Annotated in this window: 18 protein-coding genes; 8 read left to right on the top strand and 10 right to left on the bottom strand. The window is 66.4% G+C overall.

Annotated elements, in window-relative coordinates; all coding sequences use genetic code 11:
* Positions 1-35 precede the first annotated feature (35 nt).
* On the bottom strand, positions 36-2,870 hold the full coding sequence (locus tag AU175_RS08330) for a PEP/pyruvate-binding domain-containing protein (RefSeq protein ID WP_066287396.1): 2,835 nt from the start codon (positions 2,868-2,870) through the stop codon (positions 36-38).
* Between the two features lie 97 nt (positions 2,871-2,967).
* Positions 2,968-4,005 (bottom strand): universal stress protein, encoded by a 1,038-nt coding sequence (locus AU175_RS08335; RefSeq protein ID WP_066287398.1) that lies wholly within the window; start codon positions 4,003-4,005, stop codon positions 2,968-2,970.
* Between the two features lie 429 nt (positions 4,006-4,434).
* Between AU175_RS08335 and AU175_RS08340 the strand changes: the two genes are divergently transcribed.
* Positions 4,435-5,088 (top strand): NAD(P)-binding protein, encoded by a 654-nt coding sequence (locus tag AU175_RS08340; protein WP_066290799.1) that lies wholly within the window; start codon positions 4,435-4,437, stop codon positions 5,086-5,088.
* Positions 5,089-5,106: 18 nt separating this feature from the next.
* Here AU175_RS08340 and AU175_RS08345 read toward each other — a convergent pair whose 3' ends face one another.
* Positions 5,107-5,721 (bottom strand): copper resistance CopC family protein, encoded by a 615-nt coding sequence (locus tag AU175_RS08345; protein WP_066287400.1) that lies wholly within the window; start codon positions 5,719-5,721, stop codon positions 5,107-5,109.
* A gap of 112 nt (positions 5,722-5,833) precedes the next feature.
* On the opposite strand from AU175_RS08345, the gene AU175_RS08350 reads away from it, so the two are divergent.
* Positions 5,834-7,276, top strand: a complete 1,443-nt coding sequence (locus AU175_RS08350; RefSeq protein WP_066287401.1) for an NCS2 family permease — start codon at positions 5,834-5,836, stop codon at positions 7,274-7,276.
* A gap of 1 nt (position 7,277) precedes the next feature.
* On the opposite strand, the gene AU175_RS08355 is transcribed toward AU175_RS08350, so the two are convergent.
* Entirely contained in the window at positions 7,278-8,582 is a 1,305-nt protein-coding gene (locus tag AU175_RS08355; RefSeq protein WP_066287402.1) for a cation:proton antiporter, read from the bottom strand.
* A gap of 209 nt (positions 8,583-8,791) precedes the next feature.
* Between AU175_RS08355 and hutG the strand changes: the two genes are divergently transcribed.
* Positions 8,792-9,787, top strand: a complete 996-nt coding sequence (gene hutG, locus AU175_RS08360; protein ID WP_066287404.1) for a formimidoylglutamase — start codon at positions 8,792-8,794, stop codon at positions 9,785-9,787.
* Between the two features lie 21 nt (positions 9,788-9,808).
* Here hutG and AU175_RS08365 read toward each other — a convergent pair whose 3' ends face one another.
* Both AU175_RS08365 and AU175_RS08370 read right to left on the bottom strand, forming a co-directional pair.
* Positions 9,809-10,474, bottom strand: coding sequence for a response regulator (locus tag AU175_RS08365; RefSeq protein ID WP_066287406.1), 666 nt, complete (start codon positions 10,472-10,474; stop codon positions 9,809-9,811).
* Positions 10,471-12,057, bottom strand: coding sequence for a sensor histidine kinase (locus AU175_RS08370; protein WP_066287407.1), 1,587 nt, complete (start codon positions 12,055-12,057; stop codon positions 10,471-10,473). The genes AU175_RS08365 and AU175_RS08370 overlap by 4 nt, the downstream gene beginning before the upstream one ends.
* A 259-nt stretch (positions 12,058-12,316) precedes the next feature.
* Between AU175_RS08370 and AU175_RS08375 the strand changes: the two genes are divergently transcribed.
* The 5 genes from AU175_RS08375 (at position 12,317) to AU175_RS08395 (ending at position 16,410) form a co-directional block, all read left to right on the top strand.
* Positions 12,317-13,327 carry a Bug family tripartite tricarboxylate transporter substrate binding protein gene (locus AU175_RS08375; RefSeq protein WP_066287408.1) on the top strand — a complete coding sequence of 337 codons (1,011 nt, stop codon included), beginning with the start codon at positions 12,317-12,319 and terminating at the stop codon, positions 13,325-13,327.
* Entirely contained in the window at positions 13,324-13,836 is a 513-nt protein-coding gene (locus tag AU175_RS08380; RefSeq protein WP_066287409.1) for a tripartite tricarboxylate transporter TctB family protein, read from the top strand. The genes AU175_RS08375 and AU175_RS08380 overlap by 4 nt, the downstream gene beginning before the upstream one ends.
* Positions 13,836-15,467, top strand: coding sequence for a tripartite tricarboxylate transporter permease (locus AU175_RS08385; protein ID WP_066287411.1), 1,632 nt, complete (start codon positions 13,836-13,838; stop codon positions 15,465-15,467). Before AU175_RS08380 ends, AU175_RS08385 begins: the two co-directional genes overlap by 1 nt.
* A 69-nt stretch (positions 15,468-15,536) precedes the next feature.
* A complete protein-coding gene (locus AU175_RS08390; RefSeq protein WP_066287412.1) occupies positions 15,537-15,929 on the top strand; it encodes a universal stress protein in 393 nt (130 codons plus the stop codon).
* A 220-nt stretch (positions 15,930-16,149) separates the two neighbouring features.
* The gene (locus AU175_RS08395) at positions 16,150-16,410 is read left to right on the top strand and encodes a hypothetical protein (protein WP_231938494.1); all 261 of its coding nucleotides are present in this window, start codon (positions 16,150-16,152) and stop codon (positions 16,408-16,410) included.
* Positions 16,411-16,555: 145 nt separating this feature from the next.
* Here AU175_RS08395 and AU175_RS22345 read toward each other — a convergent pair whose 3' ends face one another.
* The 4 genes from AU175_RS22345 to AU175_RS08415 all read right to left on the bottom strand — a co-directional run bounded on the left by AU175_RS22345 (position 16,556) and on the right by AU175_RS08415 (position 21,399).
* Positions 16,556-16,792, bottom strand: coding sequence for a hypothetical protein (locus AU175_RS22345; protein WP_066287413.1), 237 nt, complete (start codon positions 16,790-16,792; stop codon positions 16,556-16,558).
* A 163-nt stretch (positions 16,793-16,955) separates the two neighbouring features.
* Positions 16,956-18,560 carry a histidine ammonia-lyase gene (hutH, locus tag AU175_RS08405; protein ID WP_066287415.1) on the bottom strand — a complete coding sequence of 535 codons (1,605 nt, stop codon included), beginning with the start codon at positions 18,558-18,560 and terminating at the stop codon, positions 16,956-16,958.
* Positions 18,561-18,652: 92 nt separating this feature from the next.
* Positions 18,653-20,362, bottom strand: coding sequence for a urocanate hydratase (locus AU175_RS08410; RefSeq protein WP_066287417.1), 1,710 nt, complete (start codon positions 20,360-20,362; stop codon positions 18,653-18,655).
* A gap of 215 nt (positions 20,363-20,577) precedes the next feature.
* Entirely contained in the window at positions 20,578-21,399 is an 822-nt protein-coding gene (locus tag AU175_RS08415; protein ID WP_231938495.1) for an IclR family transcriptional regulator, read from the bottom strand.
* Between the last annotated feature and the right edge of the window lie 129 nt (positions 21,400-21,528).

A 21,528-nucleotide genomic window follows, 5' to 3' on the forward strand; every position in this document is an offset into this window, starting at 1 on the left:
GCGGGCCTCGTACACTACCCGTCTTTGTGGTGCAGCTACCCGGGCACCACAGTTCCGGCAGCACCGTCCACTGTGATTCTTTGCCCGCTGGACAACAGGACCGTGGCGTCCGGGACGCCCACCACGGCGGGGATCCCGTACTCCCGTGCCACCACGGCGCCGTGCGAGTTGGGGCCACCCATTTCCATCACCAGGCCGCCGGCCGTGAGGAACAGGGGTGTCCAGCCGGGGTCCGTGGACGGCGCCACGAGGATCTCCCCCGGCTCCAGGTGGGCGCCCACCGGATCCAGGATGACCCTCGCCTCCGCGCTGACAATTCCGGCCGACGCCGGGCTGCCGCTAAGCGTCCCCGGCAGCAAGGGTGCCGTCCCTGCCCTGCCGCACTGCAGGGCCTCCGGTTCAGTGCCGTCAGAGAGGAGCAGCCGGGGCACGTGGCGGCGTTCGAGCTCCCGGGCGTAGGCTTCCCTCCGCCCGGCCACAACGCTGCGCAGGTCCGCTGCGGTATCGGCCGCCCCGGAGCTGTCCGGCGGTCCGTCCCGCTTTCCGTTGAGGCCATGCCGTGCCTCGCTGAAATCCAGGAAGAAAATGTCATCCGGCTCCGCGATGACGCCGGCCGTGGCAAGTGCCGTTCCTACCTGCTGCAGCTGGCGGCGTACCTCGGCCAGGCCCACCACGACCTGGTACTTGGGCAGTTCACGCAGCCCGGCGAAGAGCCTGGCCCGCCGGAGTGCTGCCCGCACCACTGCGCCGCGCAGCCGGCCACGGCTCCGCGCTTCGGCCACGAGGCGCTCCACTGTTTCTTCCGCCTGCTCCGCGGCGGTGCTGAACTGCACGTCCGGTGCCAGCCGGGAATCCTCCTGCCGGAGGTAGTTGGCCAGCACCCCAAGGATGTGCGTGGGGTCATCGGACCAGCGCGGCATGCCGACGTCGATTTCAGCCACGGCCCGTTGGCCGTACCTTTCCATGAAGCGGGCCAGGCCGGCCTGGAGCACAGCGGGCAACTGGCCGGCGTTGAACTCATTAGCCAGCCCGGCAGGGGCCTGGTTCCTGACCGCAGCGGATGATCCGCCGTCGTCCCTGATCACCGTGGCGAGCCGCCACAGCTCCAGGTCCATCTCGGTGGTGACGTTGTTTGGCAGCCCCCGCAGCACCTTCTGAAGATCATCCCAGCGATGGCCGCCCAGCAGCTTCCCCGTCAGTGCCAGCATGGCGAATCCCAGGGCGGGGAGGGGAAGGACAGCAGGCACGATCGGGAACAGGCGGTTGCCCAGGAGGAATTCGGCGTGGTCGAGGCGCTGCAGCGGCGTGGCGCCTGGCCCCAGCTCCAGCTCCAGGGAAGGACCGAACTCCCGGGCAAACCGGTTCACCCGGCGGAGCGCGGCTTCGGGCCTGAACAGGGCACGGAGGAGCGTTTCAGGTGCCTTGGCACGCACCGCCGCCGGAACCACGTGCCGCAGCACGCCGATCGGGGTCCTGTTGGTCACCGCAAATCTTGGATCCTCGAAAACCCGCCTCAGCAGCGCGGCTGAGCGCGCTTCCATCACGTCAAACACTCGGGGAATGATCCGCCGGCCGGTGGTGCTGCGGGCCACCGCCGTCAGGTCGAAGTAAATGCGTTGCCCGGCTTCGACATACGGTGATGGACCGTCGCGGGGCTCCGGCACGTCAAAGCGGGCAGCCCGCGCCACGGAGGAGGCGATCAGCCTGAAGGCGGCCAGCCCCATCGGTGTGATGGGGCGGGTGAGGCCCTGGGCCAGGCTGAAGCACAGGTAGACCCGGGTTCCGGCCCGGGCAGCTGCCCGCTCCGGCAGCGGATACAGGGTGGTGATGGGCCGTGACTGTGTCAGCCACGGCCTGCCATCGGAATCAATGGCCCATTCCACGTCCTGCGGCGAGCCAAAATGCCGCTCCACCCGCAGGCCCAGCCGGGCAAGGTCAGCTGCCTGGCGGTCCGTCAGGCAGGCGTCCGTTCCGGCGTCGGGCATCTCCACGGTTTCGGTCCCGCCCCCGGGCAGCGGCCGCACCACCAGCCGTTTGTCACCGAGCCGCCGCCCGGAGACCTGCCCCGTTTGGGGGTCCACCACAAACTGGTCAGGATTGACGGATCCGGAGACCACGGCCTCGCCGAGGCCCGGACTGGCATCTATGACGGCCTCCTGCCGCCGGCCGGTGAGCGGGTTGGCCGTGAACATCACTCCGGCCGTGACGGCATCCACCATCCGCTGGACCACAACGGCGAGCGACACTGTGGAAGCGTCGATCCCGAGTTCCGCGCGGTAGCTGACAGCACGGTCGGTCCAGAGCGAGGCCCAGCAGTTCCGCACGGCTTCCTCGACGGCGGCCGCCCCCACAACGTTGAGGTACGTGTCCTGCTGGCCTGCGAAGCTGGCGGAAGGAAGGTCCTCGGCCGTGGCCGAGGACCTGACTGCGACGGGTACGTCGTCGCCCAAGGCCGCGTACGCCTGCCTGACGGCGGCGGCTATGTCAGGGGGGACCGTCGTGCCGCGGACCAGGTCCCGCGCACGTCCCGCCAGTGCGGCGAGGGCAGGGAGGTCCCTGCGAGCAGTACTGTTCAGGCCCTGGTCGTGCAGTACTTGGTCGTCCTGGGCCAAGGCGTTCAGTGCCCGATGGAGCCCCGCAAGGGAGTGCTTCCCCGGCTTCTCCCCGTCCTGGTGCCGCTCCGTCTGCCCGTCCTGCATGCTGCTGGCAGTTGCACGGCGGTAGGCCTCGGTGGTGAGGCAGAAGCCCTCCGGTACGGGCAGGCCGGCGGACAGCAGTTCGCCAAGGTTAGCGGCTTTGCCGCCCACCAATGGCAGCATCCCGGCGCGGACGTGCTCCAGTCCCAGGACCGGGCCAACGGTGTCGGGCATTTGCCATGCCTCCTGATCGGGCCTGCGACTGAAACTTGGAGCTGTGACTTAAGACGTGACCAGAGACGGTGACTTGAAAACGGTGCGGGTGGAAGCGTCAGGCTGCGCCGAGGATGGGTCCGAAGCTGGCCCGGTCCGCGAGCCGCGGGTCCGGCCGGTCCGGGACAACGAGGACAGGTCCCTTCGCGTGGTGCAGGACGCCGTCGGACGTGGATCCCAGGAGCATGCCGGTGAAGCCGCCGCGTCCGCGTGTTCCCACTACTATCAGTTCCACGTGCCGGCTGGCTTCCACCAGCACGTCCACGGGTGAGCCGTCCTTCAGCTCTGATTCCATGGGCAGATGCGGGTAGTGGCTCTTGAGCCAGGCCATGCCGGCGTCCAGCTGGACCCGGATGTCGGCAAAAAGTGCCTTGCGGTCCATGGGCGCAGGGACCCAGGCCAGGGAACCACTGTATTGGGGAACCGCGCAGACCACACGCAGGGTTGCCCCGAGCCGTTCGGCCTGGGACGCAGCCTCCAGGACGGCGACCCGTGCCTGCTCGGAACCGTCAACGCCCACCACCACAACGTTCTCGATGGGCTGGTGTCCGGACTTGGCCTGTTCGGCCTGGATCCGCTTGTCGTCGGTGGTTTCCCCCAGCCTGTCGGAACAGATCAGGGGAACTGTAACGGTGGGGCATTTGGCATGGGCCGGAAGCGCACTGCTCACGGACCCGAGAAGGCGGCCCACAAAACCGCCCCGGCCCCGGGTACCGAAAACCAGCAGCTCGGCGGACTCGGACATCTCCAGCAATACGCCGGAGGCGTCGCCGTTTTCAACGGAGGCATCAACGTCGATGTTGTAGCCGGACACCTTGTCCAGTGCCTGCTTAACGATCGCTTCGGCCCCCTCGCGGATCACGGAATCATCCACGGTGGCGTAGCCGCCGTCCAGTCCTGAAGCAGCAAAAATCGGGACGGAGTATGCGGTGACGATGTGCAGGGGCCGGCGGCGGCGCTCAGCCTCACGGGCCGCCCAGACAAGGGCACACTGGCCGTGATCCGATCCGTCGACGCCCACCACGATTCCGCGGGGAGCGGTGGAACTGTCGCCGTCATCCCTTGCCGGGTCCGGATGCATCTCATGTGCGCCCATGGGGCCGCCTCCTCGCGATACTGCCTGATATTGCGGCTATTCTGCCAGAAGCAGGCCATTCTCCGTGCACCTGCCGGACAGCCACGCACCCGATCCGGAAAGCCCGCCTCCACTTCTCACTATTCTCGGTCCCCAGGCTCTTAGCAAGCATGCGCAGCGCTGTATCGCGAAGTTATCCACACCCAGTTTCGCTGCCGGCGGAAAGCGCATTCAGGCCGCGCATTCAGGCCGGGAAGAATGTTTGTGATTGGGCTATCCACGGACCCGTTTGTTCTGTAGTCTACGAGGCACTGCTGGTCCGTGATGCTCTGCGTTAGAACGTCCCGGCCCGGCTATTGCGACCGGACTTTGGGGGTAACGGAGCGAGAGCATGGCGAAGATGCCTGCGTTTGCCCACACCTTCGAAGGAGGAAAACTGTAGTGTCAAGCATGCCTGTAAATGGCGGGACCGAACAGACCACCACGGTGATTATCGGCACGGGCCTCTCCGGCCTGGCTGTGGCCGCCGAACTGCGTCGCCGGGGCGTGCAATCGATCGTGGTGGACGGACTCGACATCCTGGGCGCCGGCCAACCGGCCAACACCGCTTCACTGCAGCGCTGCGATGCAGCCGACTCCGTTTCCCTCAAGGAACGGAACGAAATCCTCCGCCATCTGCGTAACTACGCGGCCAGCCACCAGATGGACGTCCGCAGCACCACGCGCGCCGTCCAGTTGAGCATGGTCCGCCCGGCGTCCGGCTCCGCGGCGAAGGCGGCCACCACCGACGTGAACGCTTCGCACCAGTGGGAGGTGCACACACCCACTGGCATCCTGCTGGCCGACCACATCGTCCTCACGCGCTGCGCCCACAGCCAACTGCGCCGCATGCTCAGCGATTTCGGCATTGCCGTCGGGCGCAACGTGGTGGCGGCGATGCGGGCAATTGGAATCTACCTGGTGGGAGTGGGCGACCTGATCACGCCGTCGCCGAAGGAAGTACTGCGGCAGGCCAAGACAGTGGGCCAGGCCATCTCGTCGAAAGTGCATCCGGAGAACGCGCCCACCGTCCTCGCGGGCAGCCTGGCCGTCCTCCCCGCCTAGGACGGCAGTCCTGCCGGCCTACGCGCTCTCTTCTTCGTCGCCGGCAGCGCCAAGGCGCCGCTTGGCGAGGATGCCGATGGCCACCAATAGTCCCACGGCCACGGCCACGAATATCACCAGGCTCCACGGGAACGGCTGGGAAGCGTCCGGGACCGGCAACGGGGTTGCGGTGGCTCCCGGCTCGGCTGTGCCCATGCCGGGCACAGCAGTGGCCGACGTCGAAACTGCAGTCGGTGCCGCACCGGCAGCCGCCGCGGTGGCGGTGAACCCGAATGTCCCCTCGATGGGGTGGGAATCCGAACTGACCACGCGCCAACTCACTGTGTAAGCGCCTGCCGGAGCACCCGCCTTGAGTTTCTGGGACGCCACGTTGTCCACGATCTCAACGGCGCCGTCGGCCCATTCGGCACCTGTTTCGTCCTTCACGGAGAACTGCGAGCCGATGCCCAGCGGGTTGTTGTTGAAGGTGACGGAGACTGTTTCCGGCGGCGTGGCCACGGTGGCACCCTGGGCCGGGCTGCTGGATTCGGCGGCGTCGTGCGCTGAGGCGGGACCGGCCAGGACCAGCAACGCGGCGGCGAAAACGAATGAACCGAGCACAGCGCTCAGCAACTGGCGGCGGATGGAACGCATGCGTGGACTGCTCCCTTGTGTTGGCTTCCTTACAGACTAGGCGATTTCGTGGGGCCGCTGCCCGGACGCCCCATAGGATTCAACTATCCCCACAGACTCCCCCGGAGGACTAATGCTTAAGCAAGGCGCTGCACTGGACCGGTACTTCAAGATCACTGAGCGGGGGTCCAACCTCTCCCGCGAGATCCGCGGCGGGTTCGCCACCTTCTTCGCGATGAGCTACATCGTGGTCCTTAACCCGCTGATCCTCTCCGGGCCCGACTCCAGCGGCAACTCCCTGGGGTTCGCCGCTGTGGCCGCGGTGACCGCTTTTGTGGCAGGTATCCTCACCATCCTCATGGGCGCCTGGGCCAAGCACCCCTTCGCCCTGGCCACCGGACTGGGCGTCAATGCGTTCGTGGCTGTCACCGTGGCCACCAACCCGGGCCTGACCTGGCCGGACATGATGGGCCTGGTGGTGATTTCCGGCGTCACCATGCTGATCCTGGTCCTTACCGGCTTCCGGACCGCCGTGTTCAGGGCCGTTCCGGACGGCCTCAAAACAGCCATCGTGGTGGGGATCGGCCTGTTCATCGCGCTGATTGGGCTGGTGAATGCCGGCTTTGTCCGCCGCATCCCCGACGCCGCCGGAACCACCGTCCCCGTGGGGCTGGGGTTCGACGGCAAGCTCCTGGGCTGGCCAACGGCAGTGTTTGTCTTCGGCCTCGTCCTCACCATCGCCTTGGTGGTGCGGAAGGTGAAGGGCGCCATCCTGATCGGCATCATCACCTCCACAGCCATCTCGGTGATCCTGGAAATGACACTCCGCATTGGCCCCAGCGTCGCACCGGACAAGCCGTTCAACGCGCAGGGCTGGTCCCTGGTGGCCCCCACCTTCTCGGAGTGGGCGGCTCCGGACCTTTCCCTGATCGGCAAGGCCAACCCGTTCGGTGCGTTTGAGCACCTGGGCTTCGTGGCTGCCACCCTGCTGGCGTTTGTTATCCTGCTCAGCATCTTCTTCGACGCGATGGGCACCATGGTTGGCCTGGCCAACGAGGCAGGCACCGTGGACGAGCACGGCAACATTCCCGACGTCGACCGTGTCCTCCAGGTGGACGCCCTGGGCGCCATTGTGGGCGGCGGCGCATCCGTGTCCTCCAACCAGATCTACGTCGAGGCCGGCGCCGGCATTGGCGAGGGCGCCCGGACCGGCATTGCTTCCATCGTGACGGGCCTGTTGTTCCTGGTGGCGATGTTCTTCACGCCGCTGATCAACCTGGTGCCTTTCGAAGCCGTGGCTCCCGCCCTGGTGGTTGTTGGCTTCATGATGGTGTCCCAGGTGGGAAAGATCGACTGGCAGGACTGGGGCATCGCGATTCCGGCTTTCCTGACCTTCGCCCTGATGCCCTTCACGTACTCGATCGCCAATGGCCTGGGTGCCGGCTTCATCAGCTACGTCCTGATCCGCGCAGTCCAGGGACGGGTGAAGGACATCCACCCGCTGATGTGGGCCGTGGCCGGTGCGTTCCTGCTGTTCTTCGCGGTTGGTCCGATCGAAGCCGCCTTGGGAATGTAACCTACACCGGAGTTGTGGGGGCTTTGCCCTCGTCGCCGGATTCCGCGAGGGCCTTCCGCTTCCGGAGGCGGTCCAGCCGGTTCATCAGCGGCGAAGTGGTGGCCCCATGGATCACGATGGACAGCGCCACCACCAGGCCCACGAAGGACCAGAGCCACTCAGCCTGGTCCGAAAACTGGCCCTTTCCCAGCGCATACGAAAGGTAGTACAGGGAGCCAATGCCGCGGATCCCGAAGAAGGACAGGGCAACGCGTTCGTACGGGCCCGTCTTTCCGCCCAGCAGTCCAAGCCAGCCGGCTGCGGGCCGTACCAGGAGCAGGAATGCCAGCGCAACCAGGAGCTCCATCCAGCCGATTTCCGCCAGGAGCCCGCGTGCAATGGCGCCGCCCAGCAGGACGAGGATCACCACGGTCATCAGCCGTTCCAACTGCTCCACGTAGGAGTGCAGCACACGGTGGTAGCCGTGGGTATGCTCCGCGGAGCGGATGGTCACCGCGCAAACAAACACCGCGATAAAACCGTAGCCCTCGATCATCTCGGTGAGGCCGTAGGCCAGGAACGTCGCCGCCAAAGCCACGAACCCTTCGGAATGGTTGGCGAGCCGCAGGCTTTCCTTCCCGGCGGAGAAAAACAGCCGGGCCAGCAGCTTGCCCGTGGCGAAGCCGACGAGGGCACCGATTCCCAGCCGCCAGACCACGTCCACACCGAACCATTCCGGGAACCACGCAGACGGCGATGCGCCCACAATGCTGATGGCTATGGCCAGGTACACAAACGGGAAGGCAAGCCCGTCGTTCAGCCCGGCTTCCGACGTGAGCCCGAAGCGGACCTCGTCCTCCTTGTCCGTTTCATCCGGTTCATCGGCCGGTTCGCCCACCTGCACTTCGGAGGCCAGCACCGGATCCGTGGGCGCCAGGCTGGCAGCCACCAGCAGCGCCGCGCCCAGTCCCAGCCCCAGGAACCACAGCCCCATCAGCGTCACGGCAATGATGCACAACGGCATGGCTATGCCCAGGAGCCGCCAGGTGGTGGCCCAGCTCCTGCGGCCCAACGGCCGGTCCAGGGCCAGCCCGGCGCCCATGAGGGAAATGATGACGCAGACCTCGGCCAGGTGCGTGGTGAAGTCGCCGTGCACGAGTGGATCCGGATCCGGCAGTGTCGGAATGAGCGAGAACACAGCCATCCCTGCGCCCAGGAAAACCATGGGCATCGAAAAGGGCGCGTTGCGCAGGAGCTTGGGCAGGATGGCGGCAACAAAAACCGCAGCTCCTGCCGCTGCGAAGAGGATGCTGGGGGCTTCAAACATGGTGCGGCTCTCCGGCCTCTGTCGTAGTCCTGGGGAGGGATCGCCCTTCCCGGAATCAACCGGTAAGGATGCTCCACAATAGTCCCAGCAACCGCCCGGCACAGGATTCGGGGCCATTTGTGCTCCCTTGCGTTTCGGATTCCGGAATTACAGACATGACGACGGCGGTCCTGCTCGCTTTGCCGGCCGGCATGCGGTGAGCTTGAAACATGGCCCTCCCAGAACTCACCGTCGATGTCCCCCCGAAGCCCTGGACAGGTCGGTTCGACGGCGATGGCGGCGAACACCGGCGCTGGTGGCAGGTTGTTTCGCGCTACGCGCCGGGCGATCCATCCTCCACTTCCTTGTCCTCCGCCGGGCCCGTGGGTCCCCTGCCCGGTCAGGCGCAGCGCCCCGCCGTCATCCTCGGGTTCGCCAGCGACGAAGGTGTGCACCGCAACAAAGGCAGGACGGGCGCAGCCCTGGCCCCGGCAGCGATCCGCGCCGCCCTGGGCCCGCTGGCCTTCCACCTGGACCGTTCAGTGTCCGATGCCGGGGACGTTGTGGTTTCGGACGGCGACATGGAGGCCGGACAGGCCCGTGCCGGACAGGCCATTGCCGCCATGCTCGACGCCGGCCGGCTCACCGTGGTGCTGGGCGGCGGGCACGAGACCGCCTACGCAAGCTATCTGGGGGTTGCCGGCTCCGAAGCCGTGCGTGGCGGCCAGCGGCTGGGCGTCCTGAACCTGGACGCCCACTTTGATCTCCGCGACGAACCCCGGCCCAGCTCCGGCACGCCGTTCCTCCAGATGGCCCGGTCGGAAGCCGCCGCCGGGCGCGAACTCCGGTACGCCGTCGTCGGGATCTCCGAACCGAACAATACCCGGGCACTCTTCGAGACCGCAGAGCGGCTGGGCGTGCAGTATGTGCTGGATGAGGACTGCACTTCCGGTCGTGTAGAAGCCTTCGTGACGCAGTTCCTTGACAGCGTGGACGTGCTGTACCTGACCATTGACCTGGACGTGCTGCCGGCGTCGGTGGCTCCCGGTGTGAGCGCGCCCGCGGCGTATGGAGTGCCCCTTCCCGTGATCAACGCAGTGTGCCGGCAGGTGGCCGAAAGCGGAAAGCTCCTGCATCTGGACGTGGCTGAACTGAACCCCGGGTTCGACATCGATGGCCGGACCGCCAAGGTTGCCGCACGGCTGGTAAACACCCTGCTCCGCTAACCACCGGTTCAGCCGGGGCGGCTAGGCCTTGAGCACATACCGCCGCTCGGGACGGCCGACTCCGTACTTGAGCCGGACCTCCAGCACGCCTTCGTCGTGGAGGTACTCCAGGTACCGGCGCGCGCTGACGCGCGATGTGCCCAGCTGGGTCGCCACCTCCGCCGCGGACAGGTCGCCGTCGGCCTCCTTCAGCGCCGCCTCCACGAGCTTGAGCGTTTCCACGCTGCACCCCTTGGGCAGGGGCCGCTCGGTCCGGTCCAGGCCGAACACCCTGTTGACGTCCGACTGCTCCGCAACATCCTTGGCGGAGTCCAGGCCCTGATAGGCGTTGCGGTAGTGCTCCAGCCGCTCCTGCAGGTCCGTCTGCGAAAAGGGCTTGATGAGGTAGTGCACGATCCCGCCGCGGAGTGCCTTGCGCACAGTGTCCACCTCACGGGCAGCGCTGATCACCAGCACGTCCAGCTCCGGCGCCACCTCCCGCAGCTGCTGCATCAGGTCCAGGCCATTGATATCCGGCAGGTGGATATCCAGCAGGACCAGATCCGGCTGGAGGCGTCCGGTTTCGGCCAGCGCCTGCGCACCGGTGTGGGCAACCCCAACGACGGCGAACCCGGGAGTGCGCTGGATAAAACCCGCGTGGACCTTGGCCACCATAAAGTCGTCGTCGACGATCAGGACTTTGATCACTGCTGTATTCCTCTCGGCTCCGCCCTCAACAGGCGTGCTGTGAAAACTGCCCCATTGTTATTGACCACCGTGAGGTCGCCGCCGCTGCGCCGGCACACCACCCGAGAGAGCGCCAGCCCGAAGCCCCGGCTGCCGCCCGGCCCTGGTGCCTTGGTGGTAAAGCCCTGCGTGAAGATCTGCCCCATGTCCCCGCCGGGCACTCCGGGGCCGGTATCCCTGACGGTGACGGTGACGCCGTCGGCTGTGTCCTCCACCAGCACCCTGACCGTTGCCTCCGGAAGCCCGCTGACGGCGTCGAACGCGTTGTCCACCAGGTTCCCCACGACGGTGGTGAGATCGCGGGAAAGCTCATCATCAACGCGGGCCAGCCCGGACTCCGGGGCAAGCTGCAGCGTCACCCCGCGTTCGGTGGCCAGGCTGGACTTGGCAATCAGGAGGGCGGCCAGCGCCGGGTCCTGGATACGGCTGGTGACCTCATCGTTGAGCCGGGTCCGGTCCAGCGTGGCGCCGTTGACGAACTGCACCACCGAATCATATTCACCGATCTGGATCAGGCCGGAGATCACGTGCAGCTGGTTGGCGAATTCGTGGGCCTGTGCCCGGAGGGTGTCCGTGGCCGTCCGGGTGGCGCCGAGTTCCTGCTCGAGGGAGGACAGTTCCGTGCGGTCGCGCAGCGTGGTGACGGAGCCGATGTCCCGGCCGCGCGACTGGATGGGCACACGGTTCAGCACCACCAGGCGGTCACCGACGAGCACCAGCCGGTCAGGTCCCGGCTGCTCACGGGTGAGGACTTCCTTGAGGGCGGGCTCCACGGCGAGGCTGGCAAGCCTCTTGCCCACGCAGTCAGCGGGCAGGCCCAGCAGTGCGCGGGCGCTGTCGTTGGCGACGGTGATGCGCTCGTGCGGGTCCAGCGCAACCACGCCTTCCTTCAGGCCGTGGAGCATGGCTTCGCGGTTTTCCACCAGTCCGGTAATTTCGCTGGGTTCCATTCCCAGGGTCTGCCGTTTCACCCTGCGGGCAAGGAGCAGCGAACCGACCACGCCCAGGACGCTGGCGACCCCCAGGTAGGTGAGGAGGTTGGGCACGGCATCCCCCAGCCGCTCGAGCGTGGAGGGATAGTTGCGGCTGATGGATGCGATGCCGATCATTTTTCCGGCGTCGTCCAGGACCGGAACGTGGGCGGACAGCGCCGCCGTAGCGGAACCGCCCACCACGCCGGTCCATGAACGGCCTTCCATCACGCGGCTGGGGCCAAGCTCCATGGGCGTCCCCAACAGTTGCGGATCGGAAGCCGCCACAATGGTCCCATCGAGTTTGGCCAGGGCCACATGGGACGAGCCGGATACGGTCCGGACCGTCTCCGCCACGGCGGGGAGGGCTGCCCCCGCCCGCGGCTCTGCGTTGGGAAGAAGTTCGCGGACTGTGGGGTTGTTGCCCAGCGCCTCCGCGGCGGACAGCGCGCGGCGGCCCTCGGTGCGTTCGAACGCCGCGGCCGACTGCGCCAGCGAAATGGCCACCACTGCCACGAGGACCGCGAGGACAATCAGCAACTGCAGAACCAAGTACTGCCCCGCGAGGGACATTCCTCTTCGTCGAGTCACTATGGTTCTTTCCTCTGGTGGTGTGGCCTCTGGTGGTCAGGGTACCGGAACTATACCCCAGCACACCGGTGCACCCTGCAGCCCGGCGGGCGCCTGGCATGGTCCGGTGGTACGCCGGAAACGTGAACGCAATGAACTTAACTTTCTCTGCGTACACAAGAGTGATGCCCGTCACGCCCGGGCCTAGCATCGGAATTACAAGTCAGCCCTGCTGATCAGTTTTGATGAGAAGAGGAACACCATGCGCCAGATCCGCGCCTTGCGAATCGCCGCCGTCGCCGCCGGCATCGCCCTGATGGCCACCGGCTGCGGTGCCACCGGCAACAGCTCCACCAACACCTCCAGCCCCGGCGCTGCTGCCGGCCCGGTGACCGGGCTCCAGATCATGGTCCCCAACACTCCGGGCGGCGGCTACGACACCACTGCCCGCGTTGCTGCGAAAGTTCTCGACGACGAGAAGGTCGCCACCAACACCGAGGTCTTCAACCTGGCCGGCGCCGGGGGAACCGTTGGCCTGGCCCGGATTGTCAACGAAAAGGGCAACGGCGACCTCACCATGCTTATGGGCCTGGGCGTGGTGGGCGCGAGCTACACCAACAAGTCAGAGTCCAAGCTGACGGAGACCACTCCGCTGGCCAAGCTCATCGAGGAGCCCGGCGCCATCATGGTCAACAAGGATTCGCCCTACAAGACCATCGATGACCTGGTCACCGCGTGGAAGGCAGACCCCGGCTCCATCAGCGTTGGCGGCGGTTCCTCCCCCGGAGGCCCGGACCACCTCCTGCCCATGCAGCTGGCAGGAGCCCTCGGAATTGATGCCACCAAAGTGAACTTCGTGTCCTACGACGGCGGCGGTGACCTCCTCCCGGCCATCCTCGGCAACAAGGTGGGCTTCGCGGCCTCCGGCGCCGGCGAATACCTCCAGCAGATCCAGTCCGGCGAGGTCCGCGTCCTGGCAACCAGTGGCGAAGAGCGGCTGGAAGGCGTGGATGCGCCCACCCTGAAGGAATCCGACATCGACCTGGTGTTCACCAACTGGCGCGGTATCGTCGCCCCTCCGGGGATCAGCGATGACGACAAGGCCAAGCTGATCGGCGCCCTCGAAGAGATGCACGGCACCGACGCCTGGAAGGAAGCCCTCAAGGCCAACAGCTGGTCCGACGCGTTCCTCACGGGCGATGAATTCGCCAGCTTCCTGACCGAGCAGGACAAGCGGGTGGCGGACGTCCTCACGAAGCTTGGCCTGGCGTGAGCACTTCACCAACTTGGGCCTCCAGGCTCAAAGGCCGCTCCGAGCTGGGGGTAGCCCTCCTGCTCGGGGCGGTGGGTGTCGTGGTCCTCGTCGACGCCATTGCCCTGGTCACCCCGTACTCCCAGTCGGATCCGGTGGGACCGAAGACCCTGCCGTACATCATCGCGGGCCTGCTCCTGGCCTGCGCCGTCCTGCTGGCAGTCAACGTGCTCCGCGGCGGACAGGGCGAGGCCGAAGGCGGCGAGGACGTGGATCTCTCACACCCCGCCGACTGGAAGACCATCCTGCCGTTGGTGGGAGCCTTCGTGGCCAACATCCTGCTGATCGACTGGGCCGGTTGGGTGGTCTCGGGAACCATCCTGTTTTGGGGCAGCGCCTGGGCCCTGGGCAGCCGGCACTATGTCCGTGACGGCCTGATCTCCGTGGCCCTTTCCGTCCTCACCTTTTACGGTTTCTACCTTGGCCTCGGCATCCCGCTCCCCGCCGGCCTCCTGGAAGGGATTCTCTGATGGATGTCTTCTCCTCCCTCATGGACGGCTTTGCCACCGCCCTGACCCCCATGAACCTCCTCTACGCCGTCATTGGCGTGATCCTGGGGTCCGCCGTCGGCGTGCTCCCGGGCCTCGGCCCGGCCATGACCATTGCCCTGCTGCTCCCGGTCACCTACGTCCTGGAACCCACCAGTGCCTTCATCATGTTCGCCGGCATCTACTACGGCGGCATGTACGGCGGTTCCACCACGTCCATCCTGCTCAACACGCCAGGGGAATCGTCTTCTGTTGTCACCGCCATTGAGGGCAACAGGATGGCGAAAGCCGGCAGGGCCGCCCAGGCCCTGGCGACCGCAGCCATCGGCTCGTTCGTAGCCGGCACCATCGGCACCGCCTTGCTGGCCGTCTTCGCACCGATTGTGGTGGAGTTCGCCGTCAGCCTGGGCTCACCGAGCTACTTTGCCATCATGGTGCTTGCCCTCCTGGCAGTGACCGCCGTCCTTGGATCGTCTCGCCTGAGGGGCTTCGCCTCGCTGGGCCTCGGTCTGGCAATCGGCCTCGTGGGCATGGACTCCGTCACCGGCCAGCGCCGCCTCACCTTCGGCCAGCCCCTGCTGGCCGATGGCCTGGACATCGTGGTGGTGGCAGTGGCCATCTTCGCAGTGGGTGAAGCGCTGTGGGTGGCTGCCCATATGCGCCGCACGCCGTTGTACGTCATCCCGGTAGGCCGTCCCTGGATGGGAAAACAGGACTGGAAACGGTCCTGGAAGCCCTGGCTCCGCGGAACGGCGTTTGGTTTCCCCTTCGGTGCACTACCGGCCGGTGGAGCGGAGATCCCCACGTTCCTCTCCTACGTGACCGAGAAGCGCCTCAGCAAGCATCCCGAGGAATTCGGCAAGGGCGCCATCGAAGGTGTTGCCGGGCCGGAAGCAGCCAACAACGCGGCAGCCGCAGGAACCATGACGCCGCTGCTGGCCCTGGGCCTGCCCACCAACGCCACCGCCGCCGTGATGCTCGCAGCGTTTGTCCAGTTCGGCATTCAGCCTGGACCCCTGCTGTTCGCCAACGAGGGACCGCTGGTCTGGGCCCTGATCGCGAGCCTTTTCATCGGCAACTTCCTGCTCCTGCTCATCAACCTGCCCCTGGCACCGATGTGGGCAAAAATCCTGCAGCTCCCGCGGCCGTACCTGTACGCAGGGATCCTGTTCTTCGCCACGCTGGGCGCCTATTCGGTGAACCTGCAGGCGTTCGACCTGCTGCTCCTGCTGGTGCTCGGCGCGTTGGGGTTCATGATGCGACGCTTCGGACTCCCTGTGCTGCCGCTTATCCTGGGCGTAATCCTTGGGCCGCGGATCGAAGGCCAGCTTCGCAAGAGCCTGCAGCTCAGCGCGGGTGACCCCGCCGGCCTCCTGAGCGAGCCGATCGCCGTCGTCATCTATATCATTCTGGCGATCATCCTCATGTGGCCCTTGCTGTTCAAGCTGTACCGCCGCAACCGTCCGGCCCCCCTCCTGTCCGCAAACGCCACCCGCGGAAATGAACCGACGGACGTGGCGCGCGGCACCGTCAGCCATGGCAGTCACCGGGCCGACGGCAAATCTAAGGGCGACGCCGGGGACGACGGCGATGGGGGCGACGGCAACGGCTAATTAGCCCAGGACCCTGGGCACCGCCCACCCCGCAGATGAGCATCAAAGTACAGATCATAAGGAGCAAACATGACGATTGTGGTGGGATACGTCCCCACACCGGAAGGCGAGGCCGCGCTGACTCAGGCCATCGCCGAGGCCCGGAAGACCAACACCACCCTGCTGGTCATCAACTCGTCCAAGGGCGATGCCCTGGTGGACAACAGATACGCCCAGGAGCCGGAGATCCAGAGCATTGAGGACCGCCTGGCGACCCAGGGAATAGACCACGTGATCAAGCAGCCGGTCCGTGGGCATGATGCGGCAGCGGAGGTACTCGATGCCGCAGAGGAGCACAATGCCGAGTTGATTGTGATCGGCCTGCGCCGCCGGACCCCGGTGGGCAAGCTGATCATGGGCAGCACGTCCCAGCGCATTTTGTTGGAGGCGGACTGCCCGGTATTGGCGGTCAAGGCCAGCTAAGGCCGCCCGCTCCGAAAGTCCGGGGCTTGTCCGCGGTTCCCCACCTTCACGGTGCGGTCCCGCGGACAAGCTTCGGATTTTTTTGGTTCAGGCCCTTTGCACGCGACGTGGGTCCCCGGCCGCCCCTCCAGGCGATGAAATAGCAGTCATCTTACATTTAGCCGGGGCCGGCCAGTACACTGGGGGGACTCTCCGGCACGCATCACAGAAAGTCCAGCACATGAATACCATCACCTTGGATCGCCCCGTGGCCGCTACGCCGGCTCTCAAAACACCAGAATTCCCGGCCGTCGACTTGCACTTTTCCAGCGTGGACGAGGTCCACGAAGGACTGGACAACGCCGTCGCCGTACTGATTGAGACCGCCGCAAAAGATGCCGCTTGCGGCATCCTGGTTACCCGCCTGCACCCGGGCCGCTACACCGTCGCCCTCGACGAATCGGTTCCGTTCGGCGAAATTTACGAGAGCAGCGCGGCCTAGGCGGCCGGTTCTTTCGGTTGGCGCTACGCGTCCGCCGCGGTGTTTCCGCAGGTGTGCGGCCACCGCGAACACAAAAGTCCCCGCCCTCTGGCCTGCCCCTGTCTCCAGGGACTGCCAAACGGCGGGGACTTCGTCGCGTCGGGGTTTAGCTCCTTCGCACCTGCACTCCGTCAGACTTCAGGAAGAGCTGCTTTCCGGACGGACCGGCCGGCACCAGCCAAAGAACGTTTCCGCTCTCCGACACTTCCTCGACTTCGCCCGTCGCAATGACATGCGCGTGCTTGAGAATTTCCACCCGATCCCCAGGCCGGAATGTTCCCCAGTCTGAGATGGTGGCCGAATGGGCATGGCGCCTGTGTAGGACTGACCCACGTGCTTTCATGTGAACTTCTACCCCTTTGTATATGTTCTGCCGCCACAGCCTCTTTGATGTGACTTTTACTACACCTTCAGTTCTACTACACTTCCCGGGGCCGGAATGTACGTGTCGCCACATATTTCGCCGCGCTACCGGAAAGCTAAGCCTGACTGAACAATATTCCCTGTCAGGCGAGATGCCCGACGGCGGATTCGGCCGCTGAAACCACCTCCCCCGAGGCGACCAGAAGGTCTGCCATTTCCAGTTCCGGGGAAAGGAACCGGTCGGCGCCGGGGCCGTCCACAACGTTGCGCAGCGCAGCGATCACGGCGGTGCCGGCAGGACCCGGCGTGAGCTCCCCGCCGGATAGCTGGGTCCGGATGTCGAGTGCCCGGGCCGACGTCACCAGTTCGATTGCCAGGACGCGGCGGAGGTTCTCCACGGCCCTGCGGAGCTTTCGTGCCGCGTGCCAGCCCATGGAGACGTGGTCCTCCTGCATGGCTGAGCTCGGAATGGAATCCACTGACGCCGGGACGGCCAGCCGCTTGTTATCGGAGACCAGCCCCGCCTGCGTGTACTGGGCGATCATCAGGCCGGAATCGACGCCCGGATCTGAAGCGAGGAATGCCGGCAGGCCGTGGGACCGCGCCGGATCCAGCATCCTGTCGGTGCGGCGCTCCGCGATGGAGCTGAGGTCCGCCACAGCGATGGCCAGGAAATCCAGCACATAGGCCACCGGCGCACCGTGGAAATTGCCGTTGGAGCTCACCCGGCCGTCCGGCAGGACCACCGGGTTGTCGATCGCGGCGGCGAGTTCACGGGATGCCACCAAGGCAGCGTAGTCCACAGTGTCCCGGGCGGCGCCTGCAACCTGGGGTGCGCAGCGCAGGGAGTAGGCGTCCTGGACCTTCGAGTCGCCAACCCGGTGCGAGGCCACGATCGGGGAGTCTGACAGCACGCGCAGCATGTTGTCCGCACTCGCGGCCTGGCCGGGGTGCGGACGCAGGGCAGCATGGAGCTCCGGCAGGAACACCTGGTCCGTGCCCAGCAGCGCCTCAACGCTCAGCGCTGCGGTGATGTCCGCCGTCGTCAGCAGGTGCCGGAGGTCCGCAATGGCCATCAGAAGCATGCCCAGCATGCCCTCGGTGCCGTTGACCAGCGCCAGGCCTTCCTTCTCGGCGAGGGTCACCGGGTCGATGCCGTGCTCGGCAAGAAGTACGGCGACAGGCTGTTCGCCGCGCCCGCCGTACGTCACGCCGTCGGGTCCGGCGGCTTCGCCCTCACCCATCAGCACCAGTGCGCAGTGGGACAGCGGAGCGAGGTCGCCGGAACAGCCGAGCGACCCAAATTCGCGGACCACGGGGGTGATGCCTGCGTTCAGCACGTCCACCATGGTCTGCAGGACCACCGGCCGGACGCCGGTGCGGCCGGAGGCGAGGGTCTTGGCGCGCAGGAACATGATGCCGCGCACCACTTCGCGTTCGACAGCCTGGCCCATGCCGGCTGCGTGGCTCCGGATGAGGGACTTCTGCAGCTGCGTGCGCAGTTCGCCGGGGATGTGCCGGTTGGCGAGGGCGCCGAAACCGGTCGAGATGCCGTAAGCCGGTGTCTCACTGTGGGCGAGGTCGTCGATATGGGCACGGACCTTGGCCACCGTGTCCAGGGCGTCCTGGGAGATGGTCACCTTGGCGTTGTGGCGCGCGACGGCGACAACGTCCTCGGGGGTCACGCCGCTGGAGCCGAGGGTGACGGTGAGCGGTGCTTGGGTTGGTGCATTGGCTGTGATGGTCATTATTCCTACTTCGTGGGGATCGATTGCTCCGCAGGTGCCCTTTTGGTGGTTCAAAACGGCACTTACGGAGCAATCGATGGTCGGGACCTTGGTCAGCGGGTCTCCGGGACCTCGGGGAGCATCGGGATGCGGACGCCGCGTTCTTTGGCGACGTGGACGGCGCGGTCGTAGCCGGCGTCGGCGTGCCGGATGACGCCCATGCCGGGGTCGTTGGTCAGGAGGCGTTCCAGTTTCTCAGCGGCGAGGTCGGTGCCGTCGGCGACCGAAACCTGGCCGGCGTGGATGGAGCGGCCGATGCCGACGCCGCCGCCGTGGTGGATCGAGACCCAGGTGGCGCCGGAGGCCGTGTTGAGCAGGGCGTTGAGGAGCGGCCAGTCGGCGATTGCATCGGAGCCGTCGGCCATGGCCTCGGTCTCGCGGTACGGTGAGGCGACGGAGCCGGAATCGAGGTGGTCGCGGCCGATCACGATGGGCGCCTTGACCTTGCCTTCCTTGACCAGCTGGTTGAAAAGCAGGCCGGCCTTGGCGCGTTCGCCGTAGCCAAGCCAGCAGATCCGGGCCGGCAGCCCTTCGAACTCGACGCGCTCCGCCGCGGCGTCGATCCATCGGTGCAGGTGCTTGTTCTCCGGGAAGAGCTCCTTGATGGCCTTGTCCGTGACGGCGATGTCCTCGGGGTCACCGGACAGTGCCACCCACCGGAACGGGCCAAGGCCCTCGCAGAACAGCGGCCGGATGTAGGCCGGAACGAAGCCGGGGAACTCGAAGGCACGGTTGTAGCCGCCCTTGCGGGCTTCGTCACGGATGGAGTTGCCATAGTCGAAGACCTCGGCGCCGGCGTCCTGGAATTCCACCATGGCCTGGACGTGCCGGGCCATGGAAGCCTGGGCTTTCTTGGTGAAACCCTCCGGGTCAGCCTCGGCTTCGCGGTGCCACTCTCCCACTGAAATGCCCTCGGGCAGGTAGGACAGCGGATCGTGGGCGGAGGTCTGGTCGGTGACGATGTCCACGGTGAGCTCGCCGGCTTTGTGGCGGCGCAGGATCTCGGGGAACACCTCGGCGGCGTTGCCCACGTATCCGACGGACCAGCCGCGGCGCTCTTCCTTGGCCTTGAGCACCTTGGCGATGGCGGCGTCAAGATCGGTTTCCACCTCGTCCAGGTAACGCTTGCCGGCGCGGCGGCGCAGCCGGGTCTCGTCGACGTCGACAATCAGGCAGGCGCCGTCGTTCAGCGTGACTGCGAGCGGTTGGGCGCCGCCCATGCCGCCGCAGCCGCCGGTCAGGGTCAGGGTGCCCGCGAGGGTCCCGTTTTCGTCCCCAGTGAGCTTTCGGGCGATCGCGGCGAACGTCTCAAACGTTCCCTGCAGGATGCCCTGAGTGCCGATGTAGATCCAGGACCCGGCCGTCATCTGGCCATACATCATCAGGCCCTCCGCCTCCAGGCGGCGGAACTCGGGCCAGTTGGCCCAGTCCCCCACGAGGTTGGAGTTGGCGAGGAGCACGCGCGGCGCCCATTCATTCGTTCGGAACACGCCCACGGGCTTGCCGGACTGGACCAGGAGGGTCTCATCCTTTTCCATGGTTTCCAGCGTGCGGGTGATGGCGTCGAACGCGGCCCAGCTGCGGACCGCCCGGCCGGTGCCGCCGTAGACCACCAGGTCATCCGGGCGTTCGGCAACCTCAGGGTCCAGGTTGTTCATCAGCATGCGCAGCGGGGCTTCCGTCTGCCAGGACTTGGCGGTGAGCTCGGTACCGCGGGCAGCTTTGACCGGGCGGGCACCGGTGGTGAAATCGGCGGGTGCCATGAGGGGCTCCTTCTTGTTCTGGGCGTATGGTTCGCGGTGGTGCGAAGAGGTTCTGTATCAACTAAAGCGCCTCCCGGCCGGGCCGGACAGGGCTTTCAGGAGGGTACTGTCCGGAATCCCAGACCGGTGCATGGTCCCCCAACTAAGTAGCAGTTGATGTCGTTTTGGGCGCTCATACCGACATCTGCTGCGACCTGGTTGGGCAGGACGGGGGGCTATTTGGCGGGGCGGCCGTGGATGCGGACCGAAAGCTCGTCCGCCACTTTCTGGACCCGTGCCGCGAGTGCCGGCCATTGGTCCGCCGGCAGTTTGTCCTCGAGGAACGTGACGGCGACCGCCGCCGTCGGCCATCCCACGTGGTCCGTGACGGCGGCGGCGATCGAGCCGAAGCCGGGCGTCACCTCGCCGTGTTCCGTGGCGTAGCCGCGTTGCCTGACCTGGTCCAGGTGGGAGGACAGCGCCGAGTATTTCATGATGGCGCCTACCACCTCATGACGGGCGGTAAAGGCTGCCGCGTTCGGATACAGCGCGCGGACCTGTGACTTCGGCAGCGCAGCGAGAATGGCGCGGCCACTGGCGGTGAGGTGGCTCGGAAGCCGCACGCCGACGTCGGTCACCAGGGACGGGCGGTTCTTCGCCCGCTCTTCCACGATGTAGAGCACGTCGCGGCCGTGGAGTACCGCCAGGTGCGCGCTCTCCCCGATCACGTCCACGAGCGACGCCAGCAGCGGCCTGCCCAGGCGCGACAGCGGTTCCTGCCGCGAGTAGGCCGAGCTCAGTTCGAACGCACTGATTCCCAGGCCGTACCGTTGCTCCTCGTGGAGGTGGAGGACAAACCCGTTGGCCTCCATCACGCCCAAAAGGTGGTAAACGCTGGACCGGGGCAGCCCAAGGGACGTGGCGATGCTCGACGCCGCCATGGGCCCCCGCTTGGAGGCAAGCAGTTTGAGGATGCGCAGTGTGTTCTCGGCGGCGGGGACTTTTGACGCCACCTTGGGTTCGCTGCCGGCCAGTGGCCTGGCTTCCGTGCTTGCCACTATGATGTCCTCCGTCAATCTCGCGGGTTTCCACCCATGTCCGGGATCCCGTACTTAACTTTGCGCCCTTCAAGGTGTCCGCATGGCCATCAGAACACGGCAAGTGTCCCGGATACCAGACACGGTCCA

It is taken from the genome of Arthrobacter sp. B6, from assembly GCF_001663775.1.
GTDB lineage: Bacteria > Actinomycetota > Actinomycetes > Actinomycetales > Micrococcaceae > Arthrobacter.